The organism is Paracoccaceae bacterium (assembly GCA_019454225.1).
Classification (GTDB): Bacteria; Pseudomonadota; Alphaproteobacteria; order Rhodobacterales; family Rhodobacteraceae.
In genome coordinates this window covers 1,018,821-1,034,917 of the sequence record CP075370.1, presented here as the reverse complement: position 1 = coordinate 1,034,917, position 16,097 = coordinate 1,018,821, and the positions used below count along the sequence as shown (strand labels likewise).

Below are 16,097 nucleotides of genomic sequence, written 5' to 3'. Positions count from 1 at the left end.
ATGCCCACTGTCCTGACCGTGATCCTGAACTGGCGCAGCCCCGACATGACGCTGCGCGCGCTGGATGCAGCGCGCCGTGCGATGACCAGGATCGACGGCGCCATCACCGTGGTGGACAACGACTCGCAGGATGGATCGTTCGAGCGGATGACCGAGGTGGTTGCGGCGCAACAGCAGGGGCCGGACGACGGCAAGACACCGGTCCGGGTGATCCAGTCGGGCCGGAACGGCGGGTTCGGGGCGGGCAACAACGTCGGCATACGCGCAGGCCTGCCCGGCGGTGTCAGGCCCGACTATGTCTACATCCTGAATTCCGACGCCTTTCCGGAACCCGACGCCATCCGCGCGCTGCTCGATCACCTGGAACGCCACCGCGGCACGGGTTTTGCAGGCAGCACGATCTACGGCACCGATGGTGCGCCGCATCGCACCGCATTCCGGTTCCCCTCGGTCGCGGGCGAGTTCGAGGCGTCGCTGCGCTTCGGGCCGGTCAGCCGCCTGCTGCGCCGCCGGATCGTGGCGCAGCCGATCCCGCAGGCGACCACACGGGTCGACTGGCTTGCCGGGGCGTCGCTGATGATGCGGATGGACGTGCTGGACCGGATCGGACTGTTTGACGAGGGGTTCTTTCTGTATTTCGAGGAAACGGAACTCTGCCACCGCGCCGCCGCTGCGGGGTGGCCCGCCGACTATGTGGTCGAAAGCCGCGTCGCGCATGTGGGATCGGCCTCGACCGGCATGAAGGGATGGCGGCGCGTGCCCGGCTACTGGTTCGACAGCCGGATGCGGTACTTCACCAAGGTCCATGGCCGCGCCACATGGATCGCCGCGACCCTGGCCCATCTGGCGGGCGGCACGCTGTGGCGGCTGCGCTGCCTGATCCAGCGCAAGGACAGGGCCGATCCGCCGCGCTTTCTGCGGGACATGGGCAGCCATGCCCTGCATGCCATGATCTCGCCACGGGGGCGTGCCATGGCGACGAGGCAAGCGGCAGAGTAGGGGCGGGCGATGGACGCGATCCTGATCGGCAACGAAAGCCTGACGGTCGAATGCGGTGGGCTGTGGCTGGCACGCGGCCATGCGATCGAGGCGGTCGTCACCAGCCATGCGGGCGTGGCCGACTGGGCACGCGCCACAGGACTGAGGGTCGAGCCGCCGGGGCGCGATCTGGCCGAACGGCTGGGGCCCTGCGACTGGCTGCTGTCGGTCGCGAACCTGTCGGTGATCCCCGAACCGGTGCTGCGGCTGGCGCGCGTGGGCGCGGTGAACTTCCATGACGGACCCTTGCCCCGCCATGCCGGGCTGAACGCGCCGGTCTGGGCGATCCTCGGCGGCGAGACGGCGCATGGCATCACCTGGCACCTGATGACACCCGGGCTGGACGAGGGTGCGATCCTGCTGCAACGGATGTTCCCGATCGCGGCGGACGATACGGCGCTGACGCTGAACACCCGCTGCTTCGAGACCGCGGTGGACAGCTTTCCCGAACTGGTGGCGATGCTGGAACAGGGCGCGCCGCTGCGCCAGCCGCAGGATTTCACGCGCCGCACGTTGCATCTGCGCCATGACCGCCCGGCGGCGGCGGGCCGTCTCGATTTTCGCAGCCCAGCCGGACAGGTCGCGGCCCTGGTGCGGGGGTTGGACCACGGCACCTACTGGAACCCGCTGACCACACCGAAGATCGTTGTCGACGGGCGCATCCTGTCGGTCGGAACCGCCATCGAGGAAGCTGGCACCGGCGCGCCAGGCACCGTGCTGGGCGCCTCACCTGCGGGGCTGGTGGTGGCCTGTGGCAGCGGCGCGGTGCGGCTGATGCGGCTTCGCTCGGCGGACGGCGATGCGGTCTGCCCGGGCACCATCGCCGCGCGACACCTGCCATCGCCCGATGCGGACGAAGCGGCGCATCTGTCGTCCGTCCTCGCGCAGGCCGCACCCGCCGAAGCGGCCGTGCGCGCGGCATTGCTGGCGCTCGATCCGGTCGATCCCGGCGCGGCCGTCCGGCAGGGTTTTGCCGACTGGCGGGCGGTGCCGCTGGCGCTGCCCGCGACGATGCATCGCGACCGCGCCTTGCGGGCGCTGGCGCTGGGCATGGTGCGCATCACCGGGCGTGAGGCGGGTGACGTCGCGTTCCGCGCCGGCCCGTCACCCGCCCCCGGAATCCTGACCGACTGGGTGCCGCTGCGGATACAGGCGGCAGCCACGCTGGCCGCCACCGCCGAAACCTTCGGCACCGCGCTTTCGGTCGCCCGCCGCGCGCCGGGCTTCGCCTGTGATCTGGCCCTGCGCGATGGGCGGCTTGCGGGCGTTGACGTGCCGCCGGTTGCGATCTCGCAGGATGGGCCGCTGCCGGGGGCTGCCATCACGCTGGCCCTGACCGATACGGGCGCCGTTCTGCATCATGACGCGCTGCGCATCGCCCCCGCCCCCGCCGCCGCGATGGCCGCCCGGCTGGAACGTTTCGCGGCCGCCCTCGACGGGGTCGCCGGTGATGCCGCACCCGCCGACCTTCCGGCAATGACGACGGCCGAGGAGGCGCAGGTCCTGGAGGGCTGGAACCAGACCGGACGCGACCGGGACCGGACGCTGACGATGCACGCGGCCTTCGAGGCGCAGGCGGCGCGCACGCCCGGTGCGACGGCGCTGATCTGCGACGACCTGCGGCTGAGCTATGCCGAGTTGAACGCCCGTGCGAACCGCGCCGCGCATGTGCTGCGCGGCATGGGCGTCGGCCCCGGGGTTCTGGTGGGCCTCTGCGCGGCGCGGTCGCCCGACATGGTGGCGGGCGCGCTGGCCATCCTGAAGGCGGGCGGGGCCTATGCGCCGATGGACCCGGCCTATCCGGCGGACCGGCTGGCACTCTACGCCGAGGATTCAGGCTGCCCGGTGATCGTGACGCAATCGGCGCTCACCCCGGGCCTGCCGGGACGGGCCGCGCATCTGGCCATGGACACCGATCCCCGACTGAACGGCGCGCCCGACGGCAACCCCGCGGCCGCCGCCACGCCCGCTGACCTCGCCTATGTGATCTATACCTCGGGCTCCACCGGGCGCCCCAAGGGCGTGATGGTCGAACACCGCAATGTCCTGAACTTCTTCGCGGGCATGGACGACCGCCTTGGCGCGGAAACGGGCACCTGGCTGGCCGTCACGTCGCTGTCCTTCGACATTTCTGTGCTGGAACTGTTCTGGACTCTGTCGCGCGGCTTTGCCGTTGTGCTGACCTCCGATGCGAACCGGGCGCTCGTCTCGGGCGGGCCCATCGCGTCGGGCCCGGGCGGCGGAATGGAATTCAGCCTTTACTATTGGGGCAACGACGACGGCGCGGGGCGCGGCAAGTATGATCTTCTGCTGCAAGGCGCGAAGTTCGCCGACCAGCACGGGTTCTGCGCCGTGTGGACGCCCGAACGGCATTTCCATGCCTTCGGTGGCCCCTACCCGAACCCCTCGGTCACCGGAGCCGCCGTCGCGGCGGTGACGCGCAACATCGGGGTGCGCGCGGGGTCCTGCGTCGGCCCGCTGCATCACCCGCTGCGGATCGCCGAGGAATGGGCGGTGATCGACAACCTGACCGACGGGCGTGCCGGCCTGGCGATCGCCAGCGGCTGGCACCCCGACGACTTCGTGCTGCGGCCCGAGAACGCGCCGCCGGCCAACCGCCAGGCCATGCTGGACAGCATCGACCAGTTGCGCCGCCTCTGGCGGGGCGAAGCCCTGCCCTTCCCGAACGGCCGCGGCGGCACGGTCAACGTGGCGACCCAGCCGCGCCCTGTGTCCCGCGAGGTGCCGATCTGGGTTACCACCGCCGGCAATCCCGAGACCTGGAAGGAAGCGGGCCGCATCGGGGCAAACCTGCTGACACACCTTCTGGGGCAGACGGTGGCCGAGGTGGGCGAGAAGATCGCGCTGTACAAGCAGGCCCGGGCCGAGGCGGGCCACGACCCCGAGGGCGGCACCATCACCCTGATGCTGCACACCTATCTCGCGCCCGACCGCGAGACGGCACGCGAGATCGCGCGCGGCCCGATGAAGGACTACCTGCGCTCGGCGGCCAGTCTGATCAAGCAGTACGCCTGGGCCTTCCCCGCCTTCAAGCGCCCGCAAGGCGCGGCCCAGCCGATGGACATCGACCTGTCCACGCTGACGCCTGAGGAAAGCGAGGCGATCCTGGACTTTGCCTTCCAGCGATATTTCGAGGATTCGGGGCTGTTCGGCACGGTGCAGGACGCGCTTGCAAGGGTCGATCAGGTGCGCGCCCTGGGCGTGACCGAGATCGCCTGCCTGATCGACTATGGCATTGCGCCCGCACAGGTGCTGGAAGGCTTGCGGCCGCTGGCTCAGGTGGTGCGCGCAAGCCGCGCGTCCGGCCCCGCGCCGGGGGATTACTCGATCGCGGCGCAGATCGCGCGCCATGGCGTGACCCATCTGCAATGCACCCCGTCGATGGCCCGGATGATCGCCATGGACGGCGATGCACGCACGGCCCTGTCGCGGGTCCGCACGCTGATGGTGGGAGGCGAGGCGCTGCCGGGCGCCCTGGTGGCCGACCTGCGGGCGGCCACGCCTGCGCGCCTGCTGAACATGTATGGCCCGACCGAGACAACCATCTGGTCCACGGTGGAAGAGGTTGCCGCCGCCGAGGCCGTGGCGAACATCGGCCGCCCGATCGCCAACACGCAGGTCTATGTTCTGGACGACGCCCTGCGCCCCGTTCCACCCGGCCAGCCCGGCGAGCTGTGGATCGGTGGCGAGGGCGTCACGCGCGGCTACTGGCGGCGCGATGACCTGACGGCGGACCGTTTCCGCGACGATCCCTTTGTCACGGCTGACAGGGCCTGCCCCTGGGGCGCCCGCATGTACCGCACCGGCGACCTGGTGCGGTGGCGCGACGACGGGCGGCTGGATTTCCTGGGCCGTGCCGACCATCAGGTGAAACTGCGCGGCTATCGCATCGAACTGGGCGAGATCGAGGCCGTGCTGGAGCGGCAGCCCGGCGTCCGTCAGGCCGTGGTTCTGGCGCGTGAGGATCGGCCGGGCGACGTGCGGCTGGTGGCCTATGTGACCGGCACGGCGGCAGAGGATGCGCTGCGCGCCGCGCTTGCCGCCACCCTGCCCGAACACATGCGGCCGCAGCATCTGGTGGCGCTCGGCACGCTGCCCCTGACGCCGAACGGCAAGGTCGACCGCAAGGCGTTGCCGCCACCCGGCGTCGCCCGCGCACCGCTGCCGCCTGCCGCCGTCGCCGCCCCGCCGGCACCGGCGGGCGCACCGCCACCCGATCTCGACATCGCAGCCACGATCGCGCAGGTCTGGAGCCGCGTCCTCGGCGTGCCCAGGGTGCAGCCCACGGACAATTTCTTCACGCTCGGGGGCCATTCGCTGCTGGCCGTGCAGGCGCACCGGGATCTGAAGGCGGCCCTTGGCCCCGTCGCGCTGTCGATCACCGATATCTTCCGCTTCCCGGTGCTTGGGACGCTGGCCGCGCATGTCGCGGCGGGGGTGGCGCCCCGCGCGCCCCTGGCCATTCCCGCAGCGAACCCGGCAGCGGCGGCGGCACGCGATCCGTCGGGGAACGATCGCGCCGATGCACGGTCGCAGGCGATGGCCAGCCGCCGCGCGCTGCGCGCGGCGCGCGGGCCGGTGGATGCCTGACCTTGTTGCGGCGCTGCGCGGCCTGCTGCCGCCGGCGGCGGGCGTGGGGCGGGCGGACACGCGGGCGGATCATCCGCTGATGCCCGGAGAAACGCTGCCCGGCGCAACGCCGGGCCGCCTGCGCGAGTTCGCCGCCGGTCGCGCGGCGTTCCGGGCGGCACTGTCAGATGCGGGACTGCCCGCCATGGCGCTGCCCATGGCGCCGGACCGCAGCCCGGTCTGGCCGCCCGGACTCGCGCTGTCGATCAGCCATGACGGGGCCTGCGCCCTGGCCGCGGTGCTGCCCGGCGCGCGGGGCCTCGGGATCGACCTTGAGCCGGACATGCCGCTGCCGCCCGACCTGGCCGCGCTGGTGCTGACGGCATCGGAGCAGGCGCGGGGCAGCGTGGCGCGGGTTGCCTTTGCCGCGAAGGAGGCCGCCTACAAGGCGCTGTTCCCCACCACGCGCCGCGTGATCGGGTTCGACGCGATGGAGATCGACATCGACGGCCCGAACCTCTGCGCGAGGCTTGCCGCCGATTGCCCGCCGTTCGCCGCAGGCCATGCGCTGCGGGGTGGGCTGGCGCAGGCCGAGGGCCGCATCCTTGCGGCCTTTGTCCTGCCAGGCTGAGCGAGGCGAGGGATCGCACGCAGGGGCGTCCCACGGTGGGACGCTGCAGGCATCCGTTCTATTTCAAATGGTTAGGTAATGCGGATTCACGGATTGTTAGGATTTCGCGGCACATGCCGGGGCCAAGACACCATCATGGGACCGGACCAAATGCCGACGGAAAGGCACCGCAAGCGGAGTGCCGGGGCCGAGCCCAGGAGTGCCAGATGTCCTGGAGGCGGGTACCGGAATCGAACCGGTCTACACGGATTTGCAATCCGCTGCGTAACCTCTCCGCCAACCCGCCTCGCCGCCGGACGGATCGGTGGTAGTGGATGCCGGGCGCGGGTGCAAGGGGCTGGCGGGGTCAGCCCCAGACGACATCGCCCAGAAAGATGTAGCCCGCGCCGTAGATCGTCTTGATCAGGCGGGGGTTCCTGGGGTCTTCGCCCAGCTTGGTGCGCAGGCGCGAGATCCGCACGTCCATCGCGCGGTCGAAGGTTTCGCCTGCCGCGCCGCCCAGCCATTCCTGCATCTGCGCCCGGCTGATCAGGCGCTTGGGCGCATCGAGGAACAGGCGCAGCACCTCGCCCTCGGCATGGGAAAAGGGCACTTCGCTGCCGTCCTCGGCCACCAGGACGTAGCGGTCGAACATCGCCGTCCAGCCCGCGAACCGCGCGACCTGCGCGGCCGCCGGGGCCTCGGCGCGGGCCTTGCGCAGGCGGGCGCGGACGCGGGCCACCACCTCGGCCGGGTCGAAGGGCTTGATGATGTAGTCATCGGCCCCGAGTTCCAGCCCGGTCACGCGGTCCTGCACCTGCGCGCGTCCCGAGATGATGATGATCGAGGCGCCCGATTCCAGCGCCAGACGGTGCACCAGCGCCAGCCCGTCGCGGTCGGGCAGGCCCAGGTCGACCAGGCAGACATCGGGGGTGCCACGGTTCAGGCTGGCCTCGAACTCGGTGGCGCGCGCGAAGGCGGTGGTGCGGAACCCGGCCTCGTCCAGCGCGTCCTTCAGCATCCGGCGGATCTCGGGTTCGTCATCCAGGATGGCGACATGGGGCGGGCGCGTCACGCGGCGGCCCCCGCAAGGAAGGCCGACAGCACAGCCGCATCGAAGGGCTTTGTCAGCACCGGAAACCGCGCGGCGGCGCGGGCGCGCAGCGCATTGGCGGGCGGCAGCGAGGTCATCAGGCAGGCCCGGGCGGGATGGCCGCGCGCCGCCAGCCATTCGACCATCTCGACCCCCGACATCTGGCCGGGCAGCGTGATGTCGGACAGCACGACATCGATTCCCGGCAGGTCGGACAGCGCCAGCCCCTCGTCCGCCGTCGCCGCCTCGATCACCGCATGGCCCTGCGCCGTCAGCATGCCGCGCACCGCTTCGCGGATGTCATCGCTGTCCTCGACCAGCAGGATCATGCGCGGCGCGGGCTGCGGATCGGCCAGCCGCAGCGGCAGGCGCAGCACCACGCGGGCGCCGCCGCCGGTGTTGCCCAGCCGCACCGTGCCCCCGGCCAGCGTCACCTGATCGTAGACCATCGACAGGCCCAGCCCCGACCCTTCGCCCCCCTTGGTGGTGAAGAAGGGATCAAGCGCATGCTCAAGCGCCGCATCGGTGAAGCCCGGCCCCTCGTCCTCGACCGCGCATTCGAGCCATGTGTCGCGCAGCGCCCGCACCGTCAGGCGGATCGTTCCGCACCGGCCCGCCATGGCGTCGCGTGCGTTCAGGATCAGGTTCAGGAGCGCGTCCTGCACCATCCCGGCATCGAGCAGCACCGGACGGCCGGGCGCCTGCACGTCGACCGACAGCATCACCGTGTCGGGCAGCGTCGGCGCCGCGAGCGTGCCGAGATCGGCCACGAAGCCCGCCAGGTCGGTCGGCACCGGGCGCAGTTCGCGCCGCCCCGACATCGAGGCGATGCGGTCCAGCAGCACGCCGCCGCGGCGCGCGGCGGCCATGGTGGCCGCGACAAGCTCGGCCCCGCCCGGCGGCAGCGCCAGCTTTTCCAGCCGCCCCTGAAGGCCGAGGATGATCGTCAGCAGATTGGCGAAATCATGCGCAAGGCCCGAGGTCAGTTGCGCCGCCAGCTCGCGCTTGCGGGTCTGTGTCAGGGCGGCGCGGGCCTGCGCCTCTTCCGTCACATCCATCGACAGGATGTAGACGCCGTTGATCGGGCCATCGCCGATGCGGTCGGGCGTGAAGGCGCCCCGGATGCGGCGTCCGGACTCCTCGTCGGTGAACTCGACCACCGAAGGCTCGCCGTCGAGCGCCAGGGTCAGGTGCGGCAGGATCCGCGCGAAGGTGCCCGGGCCCAGCGCCTCGCGCCCGGTCAGCCCGAGGATGTCGGACGGCCGCCCGGGGATCACCGAGGACAGCCGCCGGTTGGAATAGGTATAGCGCAGGTCGCGGCCGACATGGGCGATGTGGGCGGGCATCATCTCGGTCGTCAGGCGGGTGCGCGCCTCCATCTCGGTCAGTTCGCGCTTGGCCTCTTCAAGCGCGGCGATGGTGGCGGCCAGTTCCCGGTTGGCAAGGCTCAGCCGTTCGGCATGCGCCAGAAGCTGGTCGGACAGTTCCTCGGACCGGCCCCGCAGCAATCGTTCCTGGATCTTGATCTCGGTGATGTCGGTGTAGACGGTCACCCAGCCGCCCTGCGGCAGCGGCGCCCCCTCGACGCTGACCCATCGGCCGCTGGCGCGCTCGCGCTCCATGTAATGCGGCTGGAAGGCGCGGGCGGTGTCGACGCGCTGCCGAACCGCCGCCTCGGGGTCGTCCTGGGGGCCGTATTCGCCGCGCAGGACAAGGAAGCGGATGGTTTCCTCGAAATGGGCGCCGGGCGTGACAAGGGTGTCGGGCAGGCCGAACATTTCCTGATAGCGCCGGTTGCAGACCGCCAGCCGCAGGTCGCGGTCAAAGATCGACAGCCCCTGCTGGATCAGGTTCAGCCCCGCGCGGGTCTGGCTGGCAAGCGTTTCGTCCATCGGCAACCTCCGCCGACATGGCTAGCACCCGTGCCGATGCTGCGGAAAGCGGTTTCGCAGGCTGTTACAATTCGCAAGGATTGCGAAAAACTCGCGCAAGCTTTCGCCCGGACCTTCGCCATTGGCCGACCGGGCATCAAGACCCGCCGCGGCACAGGGAGGATGCATGGCCGAATCCACGGGCTTGCCCGATCTTCAGTCGATTCCGGCGCTGCTGGCGCATAACGCCCGGCGGTTTCCGGCGCGCGCGGCGTTCCGCGAGAAGGAATTCGGCATCTGGCAAAGCTGGACCTGGACGCAGACCGCGGACGAGGTGCGGGCCATGGCACTGGGCTTTCTGGCGCTGGGGCTGGCACGGGGCGATCACGTCGCGATCATCGGGCACAACCGGCCCGTGCACTACTGGGCCATGGTGGCCGCGCAGATGTGCGGCGCGATCCCGGTGCCGCTGTACCAGGACGCGGTTGCGGAAGAGATGGCCTATGTCCTGGACCACTGCGGCGCGCGCTTTGTCGTCTGCGGCGATCAGGAACAGGTCGACAAGGTGCTGGAGGTTCAGGACCGCCTGCCCGCGATCGAGCAGATCGTCTATGCCGACCGCCGGGGGATGCGGAAGTACGACCATTCCAGCATGAACGCCATGGCCGATGTGGTGGCCGAGGGCCGCGCCGCCCACCAGCGCTTCGGCGCCGAACTGGACGCGCGGATCGCCGCACTGCGCCACGACCATACCTGCGTGATGCTCTACACCAGCGGCACCACCGGCAAGCCCAAGGGCGTCGTGCTGTCGAACCGCAACATCATCGAGACGGCGCGCGCCAGTTGCGACTTTGACCGGCTCACCGAGACCGAGGAGATCCTGGCCTATCTGCCGATGGCCTGGGTGGGCGATTTCATCTTTTCCGTGGGACAGGCGATGTGGGCGGGGTTCTGCGTGAACTGCCCGGAAAGCCCGGCCACCATGATGACCGACCTGCGCGAGATCGGCCCGACCTATTTCTTCGCGCCGCCCCGGGTGTTCGAGCAGCAGCTGACATCGGTGATGATCCGGATGGAGGATGCCTCGCCGCTGAAGAAGCGGCTGTTCGACCGCTACATGGCCCTGGCACGGCGGGTCGGTCCGGCGATCCTTGACGGCAAGCCGGTGTCGGCGGCCGACAGGATGGCCTATGCGATGGGCAACCTTCTGGTCTATGGCCCGCTGAAGAACACGCTGGGCTACAGCCGGATCCGCGTGGGCTATACCGCGGGCGAGGCGATCGGACCCGAGATTTTCGATTTCTACCGGGCGCTTGGCATCAACCTGAAGCAGTTGTATGGCCAGACGGAGGCATCGGTCTTCATCACCCAGCAGCCTGACGGGCAGGTCCGGTCGGACACCGTGGGCGTGCCTTCGCCGGGGGTGGAGGTGCGCATCGCCGATACGGGCGAGGTGTTCTATCGCTCGCCCGGCACCTTCGTCGAATACTACAAGAACCCCGACAGCACCGCCGCGACCAAGGACCCCGAGGGCTGGGTGGCCACCGGCGACGCCGGGTTCTTCGAGGAAGGCACGGGGCATCTGCGGATCATCGACCGGGCCAAGGACGTGGGCAAGATGGCCGACGGCCGGCTGTTCGCGCCCAAGTATGTGGAGAACAAGCTGAAGTTCTATCCCTCGATCCTTGAGGCGGTGGTCTTCGGCAATGGCCGCGACTGGTGCACGGCCTTCATCAACATCGACCTGACGGCCGTGGGCAACTGGGCCGAGCGGAACGGGATCGCCTATGCCAGCTATCAGGAACTGGCAGGCCACCCGCGGGTCTACGAGATGATCGCGGGCCATGTGGACGAGGTGAACGCGAGCATCGCGAAAGACCCGATGCTGGCTGGCTGCACGATCCGCAGGTTCCTGATATTGCACAAGGAACTGGACGCGGACGATGGCGAGCTGACGCGCACCCGCAAGGTGCGCCGCCGGATCATCGAGGAGAAGTTCGCCGACCTGATCGGCGCCCTCTATGGCGGAGCGGACACCGTCTATACCGAAACCGAAGTCACCTATGAGGACGGCCGCAAGGGCGCGATCCGGGCGACGCTGCGGATCATGGACGCGGGCGGCGCGGTGCCTCAGAGGATGGCCGCAGAATGAACGCCTCGACACCCGACGCCTTCGTCACCCCCGACGGCCGGACCATCGGTGGTGTGCTGATGGAGATGAAACACATCACCCTGCGCTTCGGCGGGGTCAAGGCGATCACCGACATCTCGTTCGACATCCGCGAGGGCGAGATCCGGGCGATCATCGGGCCGAACGGCGCGGGCAAGTCGTCGATGCTGAACGTGATCAGCGGGTTCTACGTTCCGCAGGAGGGCGAGGTGTGGTTCCGGGGCAGCCGCAGGCCGCCGCTGAAACCCTATCAGGTGGCCCGCCAGGGGATCGCGCGGACCTTCCAGAACATCGCCCTGTTCGAGGGTATGAGCGTGCTGGACAACATCATGACCGGCCGCCTGACACTGATGAAATCCACCATGCTGGACCAGATGTTGTGGTGGGGGCGGGCGGAGAGGGAAGAGGTTGAGCATCGCGAGAAGGTCGAGAAGATCATCGACTTTCTGGAGATCCAGCACATCCGCAAGACCCCGGTGGGCCGCCTGCCCTATGGGCTGAAGAAGCGGGTGGAACTGGCCCGCGCCCTTGCGGCCGAGCCCAAGCTGTTGCTGCTGGACGAGCCGATGGCCGGGATGAACGTCGAGGAAAAAGAGGACATGAGCCGCTTTGTCCTTGATGTGAATGACGAATTCGGAACGACGATCTGCCTGATCGAGCATGACATGGGCGTGGTGATGGACCTGTCGGACCGGGTGGTGGTGATGGACTACGGCAAGAAGATCGGCGACGGCACGCCCGACGAGGTGCGCAACAACCAGGCGGTGATCGACGCCTATCTGGGGGTGGCACATGCGTAGGTTCCGCGTCTGGCATGCGTCTGGCATGCGTATGGCATCCGTACCGACACCCGTCACGACAACGGGGGGCCCCCGCCATGCCTGACTGGGTGCTCTATGCCGCCGAGGTGACGGTGAACGGCCTGATGGCCGGGATCATGTATGCGCTGGTCGCGCTGGGCTTCGTGCTGATCTTCAAGGCCTCGGGCATCTTCAACTATGCGCAGGGGGTGCTGGCGCTGTTCGCGGCGCTGACGCTGGTCGGCATCCAGAACGGGCAGGTTCCCTTTGCCCATCTGATCAACGCGACCTTCGGGACGAACCTGCACAAGTTCGGCTGGCAGGTGCCCTCGGTTCTGGCGATCGCGATCACGGCGCTGGTGATGGTGGGGCTGGCGATCCTGGTGGAACGCTACATCCTGAAGCACCTGGTCAACCAGGAGCCGATCATCCTGTTCATGGCGACCATCGGGCTGGCCTATTTCCTGGAGGGCCTGGGCGATGTGATGTGGGGGGCCGAGATCAAGAAGCTGGACGTCGGCCTGCCGCAGGGCATGTCGGGGGCCATCGACGATTTCACCTACAACGCCTTCGGCTACGGGTTCTTCATCGACCGGCTGGATGTCGTGGCGGCCTTCGTGGCGGCGGCGCTGGTGATCTCGCTGACGATGTTCAGCCAGTACACGAAATACGGCCGCGCCCTGCGGGCGGTGGCCGACGACCATCAGGCCGCGCTGTCGGTCGGCATCAGCCTGCGTTTCGTCTGGGTCATGACATGGTCGATCGCGGGCTTCGTGGCGCTGGTCGCGGGGATCATGTGGGGGTCGAAGTCGGGGGTCCAGTTCAGCCTGTCGCTGATCGCGCTCAAGGCGCTGCCGGTGCTGATGCTGGGCGGGTTCACCTCGATCCCCGGGGCCATCGTCGGCGGCCTGATCATCGGCATGGGGGAAAAGCTGTTCGAGTTCTTCATCGGCGGGCATATCGGCGGCGCGACCGAGAACTGGTTCGCCTATGTTCTGGCACTGATCTTCCTCGTGTTCCGGCCGCAGGGCCTGTTCGGCGAGCGCATCATCGAAAGGGTCTGAGGAAGATGCCGGTCACATATGCGGACTGTCGCGAATTTGTCTTGCCCCGGGGCCGGTCCTTGCCGTTGACTGCGGGCCGGAGGATCGGCGCCATCGCGCCGCGGAGGGATGACGACAGTGTCGAGGAAATTCTGGGCGGTCATGACGACCGTGGGCTTTTCGGCCTTCTGGCTGTTCGCGGCCTTTGCCGTGGGCGGCGTGGTGACGGGGCATGGGCTGGACCCGAACATGGTGGGGCTGGCGGCCATCGGGCTGGCGCTGGGCGCGGATGCGCGGGCGCGGGTCGAACGGCTGACGCGCGACCTGGCCATCGGGCGCCACGTCCGGCAGGGCGACCCGCAGCAAGCCTGACCGCCGCGACCGGCGGCCTGCGCGGGAGGGCATGACCGATGCTCTACCGTGAGGCGGGCGACTTCAAGACGACCTACCGCGAGGACGCGCAGACCTTTCCGATCGCGTTCGACCGGGTCCGCTATTACCTGGTGATCGCGATCGCCTTCGGGGTGATCCCGTTCGTCATCACCGACTACTGGGCCAACGCGGTGATGGTGCCCTTCCTGATCTATGCCATCGCGGCGATCGGGCTGAACATCCTGACCGGCTATTGCGGACAGGTCTCGCTGGGCACCGGCGGGTTCATGGCGGTGGGGGCCTATGCCACCTACAAGCTGATGACGGCCTTTCCCGAGGTGTCGATCCTGATCCATGTGCTGCTGGCCGGGGGGATCACAGCCGGGGTGGGGGTGCTGTTCGGCCTGCCCTCGTTGCGGATCAAGGGGTTCTACCTGGCCGTGGCGACGCTGGCCGCGCAGTTCTTTCTGGTCTGGCTGTTCAACAAGGTGCCGTGGTTCTACAACCATTCGGCCTCGGGCCAGATCAGCGCGCCGGAACGCACGCTGCTGGGCATCGCGCTGACCGGGCCGAACACCACGGCCGCGGCGAAGTACCTGGTCTGCGCGGTGTTCCTGTTCGGGCTGGCCTGGCTGGCGCGGAACCTGACGCGCGGCACCATCGGGCGGAAATGGATGGCGATCCGCGACATGGACATCGCGGCCGAGATCATCGGGGTCAACCCGCTGACCACCAAGCTGTCGGCCTTTGCGGTCTCGTCCTTCTTCATCGGGATATCGGGGGCGCTGTTCTTTGCGGTCTATCTGGGCGCGGCCGAGGTGGGCGAGAGCTTTGGCATCAACAAGTCCTTCCTGGTGCTGTTCATGATCATCATCGGCGGGCTTGGCAGCATCTTCGGCAGCATGGCGGGGGCGGCCTTTCTGGTGCTGCTGCCGGTGTTCCTGAAGAATGTGCTGGTGGGGCAGCTTGGCTGGCCGACCGATCTGGCGGCGCATCTGGAGTTCATCATCGTCGGCCTGCTGATCATCGTGTTCCTGATCGCGGAACCGCATGGCCTGGCGCAGCTGTGGCGCGTGGCGAAAGAGAAACTGCGGCTCTGGCCCTTTCCGCACTAGGGGCGGGGCGCGACCCAAGAACCGGACAACCGGCACCGAACTGATACCGACAACCAACATCCCGGGAGGAAACGACACCATGAAACTCAGATTTGCGGCCCTGGTCGCGGCGGCGATGGCGACGGCGGTGCCCGCCCTTGCGCAAGACCTGCACTTCCCCTCGCTGTCCTATCGCACGGGCCCCTTCGCGGCCGGCGGCATCCCCTTCGCCGATGGCTATGCCGACTATTTCACCCTGCTGAACGAGCGGGACGGCGGCATCGGCGGCGTGCGCATCCGGATGACCGAGTGCGAGACCGCCTACAACACCGAGAAGGGCGTGGAATGCTATGAGGCGATCAAGGGCGACAACCCGCTGGTGATCCAGCCGCTGTCGACCGGCATCACCTATCAGCTGATCCCCAAGGTCACCGCCGACGGCATTCCGCTGCACACCATGGGCTATGGCCGCACCTCGGCCAAGGACGGCACGGTGTTCAGCCACGTGTTCAACTATCCCGCGAACTACTGGGACGGCGCGTCGATCATCATCAACTATCTGCTGGGCGAGAACGGCGGCAGCCTGCAGGGCAAGAAGATCACGCTGGTCTATCACAACTCGGCCTATGGCAAGGAGCCGATCCGCACGCTGGAGGAGCTGGCCAAGAAGCACGGCTACGAGTTCACCGCGCTGCCGGTGGACAGCCCCGGCCAGGAACAGAAGTCGCAGTGGCTGCAGATCCGCCGGGACCGGCCGGACTATGTGCTGATGTGGGGCTGGGGGGTGATGAACCCGACGGCCGTGCAGGAGGCCGCGAACATCCGCTTCCCGATGGAGAACTTCATCGGCGTCTGGTGGTCGGGGTCGGAGAACGACGTGCTGCCGGCGGGCGACGGGGCCAATGGCTACAAGTCGCTGAACATGCACCAGACGGGCATGGACTTTCCGCTGTATGACGACCTGAAGAAATACGTCATCGACACCGGCAAGGCGGCGGGCGCGGGCGACCAGTTCGGCAGCGTGCTGTATTCGCGCGGCATCTATGCGGCGATGCTGGCGGCCGAGGCGGCGAAGAAGGCGCAGGAAATCCACGGCACGCCGAACATCACGCCCGCGATGATGCGCGACGGGATGGAACAGCTGGAGATCACCGAGGCGCGGATGGCCGAACTGGGCCTGCCGAACTTCGGCCCGGCCTTCAGCGTGACCTGCGAGAACCATGGCGGCGTCGGGCGCGGCCTGATCCAGCAGTGGGATGCCAGCGCGAAGAAGTGGAACGTGCTGACCGACTGGATCGAGAGCGACAAGGAGGTGATCGACATGCTCGTTGCCGAGGATGCCGGCGCCTTTGCGGCGGAAAACTCGATCACCAAGCGCTGCAACTGAGGCACGACCCCGGCCGGGCATCCGCCCGG

At 68.7% G+C, this 16,097-nt stretch carries 11 protein-coding genes and 1 tRNA gene; 9 read left to right on the top strand and 3 right to left on the bottom strand.

The annotated features are described in order from the left end of the window. From KF887_04895 to KF887_04885, 3 genes are read left to right on the top strand one after another with little or no spacing between them, the layout of a single operon-like run. Positions 1-999: a glycosyltransferase family 2 protein gene (locus tag KF887_04895; protein ID QYK42462.1), complete on the top strand. Its 999-nt coding sequence runs from the start codon at positions 1-3 to the stop codon at positions 997-999. 9 nt (positions 1,000-1,008) lie between these two features. Beyond that, positions 1,009-5,649, top strand: a complete 4,641-nt coding sequence (locus tag KF887_04890; protein ID QYK42461.1) for an LLM class flavin-dependent oxidoreductase — start codon at positions 1,009-1,011, stop codon at positions 5,647-5,649. Next, positions 5,642-6,259, top strand: coding sequence for a 4'-phosphopantetheinyl transferase superfamily protein (locus tag KF887_04885; protein ID QYK42460.1), 618 nt, complete (start codon positions 5,642-5,644; stop codon positions 6,257-6,259). Before KF887_04890 ends, KF887_04885 begins: the two co-directional genes overlap by 8 nt. A 212-nt stretch (positions 6,260-6,471) precedes the next feature. Here the strand turns inward: KF887_04885 and KF887_04880 are convergent. From KF887_04880 to KF887_04870, 3 genes are all read right to left on the bottom strand, one after another. Continuing rightward, positions 6,472-6,545: transfer RNA gene (locus KF887_04880), tRNA-Cys, on the bottom strand. A gap of 60 nt (positions 6,546-6,605) precedes the next feature. After that, positions 6,606-7,313: a response regulator transcription factor gene (locus KF887_04875; GenBank protein ID QYK42459.1), complete on the bottom strand. Its 708-nt coding sequence runs from the start codon at positions 7,311-7,313 to the stop codon at positions 6,606-6,608. Further along, positions 7,310-9,223: a PAS-domain containing protein gene (locus KF887_04870; protein ID QYK42458.1), complete on the bottom strand. Its 1,914-nt coding sequence runs from the start codon at positions 9,221-9,223 to the stop codon at positions 7,310-7,312. Before KF887_04870 ends, KF887_04875 begins: the two co-directional genes overlap by 4 nt. A gap of 166 nt (positions 9,224-9,389) precedes the next feature. Here KF887_04870 and KF887_04865 point away from each other — a divergent pair, with 166 nt between their 5' ends. The 6 genes from KF887_04865 to KF887_04840 all read left to right on the top strand — a co-directional run bounded on the left by KF887_04865 (position 9,390) and on the right by KF887_04840 (position 16,068). Beyond that, positions 9,390-11,354, top strand: a complete 1,965-nt coding sequence (locus KF887_04865; protein ID QYK42457.1) for a long-chain fatty acid--CoA ligase — start codon at positions 9,390-9,392, stop codon at positions 11,352-11,354. Further along, positions 11,351-12,172, top strand: a complete 822-nt coding sequence (locus KF887_04860; protein QYK42456.1) for an ABC transporter ATP-binding protein — start codon at positions 11,351-11,353, stop codon at positions 12,170-12,172. The genes KF887_04865 and KF887_04860 overlap by 4 nt, the downstream gene beginning before the upstream one ends. 77 nt (positions 12,173-12,249) lie before the next feature. Further along, positions 12,250-13,236 carry a branched-chain amino acid ABC transporter permease gene (locus tag KF887_04855; GenBank protein ID QYK42455.1) on the top strand — a complete coding sequence of 329 codons (987 nt, stop codon included), beginning with the start codon at positions 12,250-12,252 and terminating at the stop codon, positions 13,234-13,236. 108 nt (positions 13,237-13,344) lie between these two features. After that, on the top strand, positions 13,345-13,587 hold the full coding sequence (locus KF887_04850) for a hypothetical protein (protein ID QYK42454.1): 243 nt from the start codon (positions 13,345-13,347) through the stop codon (positions 13,585-13,587). Positions 13,588-13,625: 38 nt separating this feature from the next. Further along, positions 13,626-14,702, top strand: coding sequence for a branched-chain amino acid ABC transporter permease (locus tag KF887_04845; protein ID QYK42453.1), 1,077 nt, complete (start codon positions 13,626-13,628; stop codon positions 14,700-14,702). A 79-nt stretch (positions 14,703-14,781) separates the two neighbouring features. Beyond that, the gene (locus KF887_04840) at positions 14,782-16,068 is read left to right on the top strand and encodes an ABC transporter substrate-binding protein (GenBank protein ID QYK42452.1); all 1,287 of its coding nucleotides are present in this window, start codon (positions 14,782-14,784) and stop codon (positions 16,066-16,068) included. The last annotated feature ends 29 nt before the right edge of the window (positions 16,069-16,097 follow it).

Excerpts from the sequence above, each read along its gene's own strand:
- KF887_04895 (QYK42462.1), top strand. The coding sequence starts at position 1 with ATGCCCACTGTCCTGACCGTGATCCTGAACTGGCGCAGCCCCGACATG.
- KF887_04890 (QYK42461.1), top strand. The coding sequence starts at position 1,009 with ATGGACGCGATCCTGATCGGCAACGAAAGCCTGACGGTCGAATGCGGT.
- KF887_04885 (QYK42460.1), top strand. The coding sequence starts at position 5,642 with ATGCCTGACCTTGTTGCGGCGCTGCGCGGCCTGCTGCCGCCGGCGGCG.
- KF887_04870 (QYK42458.1), bottom strand. The coding sequence starts at position 9,223 with ATGGACGAAACGCTTGCCAGCCAGACCCGCGCGGGGCTGAACCTGATC.
- KF887_04865 (QYK42457.1), top strand. The coding sequence starts at position 9,390 with ATGGCCGAATCCACGGGCTTGCCCGATCTTCAGTCGATTCCGGCGCTG.
- KF887_04860 (QYK42456.1), top strand. The coding sequence starts at position 11,351 with ATGAACGCCTCGACACCCGACGCCTTCGTCACCCCCGACGGCCGGACC.
- KF887_04855 (QYK42455.1), top strand. The coding sequence starts at position 12,250 with ATGCCTGACTGGGTGCTCTATGCCGCCGAGGTGACGGTGAACGGCCTG.
- KF887_04850 (QYK42454.1), top strand. The coding sequence starts at position 13,345 with ATGACGACAGTGTCGAGGAAATTCTGGGCGGTCATGACGACCGTGGGC.
- KF887_04845 (QYK42453.1), top strand. The coding sequence starts at position 13,626 with ATGCTCTACCGTGAGGCGGGCGACTTCAAGACGACCTACCGCGAGGAC.
- KF887_04840 (QYK42452.1), top strand. The coding sequence starts at position 14,782 with ATGAAACTCAGATTTGCGGCCCTGGTCGCGGCGGCGATGGCGACGGCG.